Genomic DNA, 1034 nt, shown 5'->3' with positions numbered 1-1034 from the left:
ATTGATGAGCGTATTCTCCCTCAGCTCATCAGAATTCTTTTTTTGTCATGCTCAATTTTAAGTTTAAATTGGCCTTAAAATTAACCCTTTTGAGGTAATATAGCTACCGAAGGTTTTGTTCAACATCAGTTTGGCAATATGGCGGCTGAAGTGCTTCTATGAAACATTTGTGCAAGTTTCAACAGCAGGAATTCTATTGAATTTTTGTGCTAAAATTCCGCCACATCGCCAAGCCGAAAACTGTTAGCGGTCATTGTAACAGGCAAATATAGAAACAAAATATGGCGGCAAAAGGAACATTAAAGACTTGTAAAAAAGGACATCAGTTCTATAAAAATAGTGACTGTCCGACCTGTCCAATTTGTGAAGAAGAACATAAACCCAAAGACAGTTTTCTTGCTTTAATAGGTGCACCAGCAAGACGAGCATTAGAAAGAGAAAATATAAAGACTCTGGAAGACTTGGCAAAATGGAGTGAAAAAGAAATTGTTAATCTGCACGGTATGGGACCAAGCACAATACCGAAATTAAAAAAGGCTCTAAGTGAATACGGCCTTTATTTTAAGTCATAAAAAAAACATATTTCGGACAATTCAAAATTCAAACTATGTAAACGTCTCAGACTACATTACGACAAACAGAATAATGATAGCTAAAACATTAACGAATGATAAATAACGAACCACTAACAGCACCTTCCCAAAAGGCGGGGATTCGTGTTCCAAAGACAGTTTTGTGGGTAATCAAACTTTAGTTTTTCAAATCAAGTTTTGTGGTAAAAGCCCTGCCTTCGCAAAGCGGCTGAACGTCAGACTGTGAAAAAACGATTTTTTTACAATCTGACGTTAGTAGACATTTTTAAATAAAACTTAATCTATAAAGGGTAAATATGAAAAAATACTTGTTACAGGGCTTTCTCATAAAAAAAGGCAAGTAGAAGATTGCCGTATTTTTGTGGTGACTAAACTACAAAACTATGGTTACTGCGACTTGCCCATCCAAAGTTACACTATTTTTTGAGTGTTTATCCAATT

At 35.3% G+C, this 1034-nt stretch carries 1 protein-coding gene; it reads left to right on the top strand.

Annotated elements, in window-relative coordinates; genetic code table 11:
• Positions 1-281 precede the first annotated feature (281 nt).
• Complete coding sequence (locus DVG78_RS29855; protein ID WP_114464651.1) at positions 282-572, top strand: RNA polymerase alpha subunit C-terminal domain-containing protein; 291 nt, start codon at positions 282-284, stop codon at positions 570-572.
• Positions 573-1034 lie beyond the last annotated feature (462 nt).

It is taken from the genome of Runella aurantiaca (assembly GCF_003339505.1).
In the GTDB taxonomy this organism is placed as follows: domain Bacteria; phylum Bacteroidota; class Bacteroidia; order Cytophagales; family Spirosomataceae; genus Runella; species Runella aurantiaca.
Note: the sequence above shows the minus strand (reverse complement) of the source record. Positions and strands in the feature narration are given on the sequence as shown.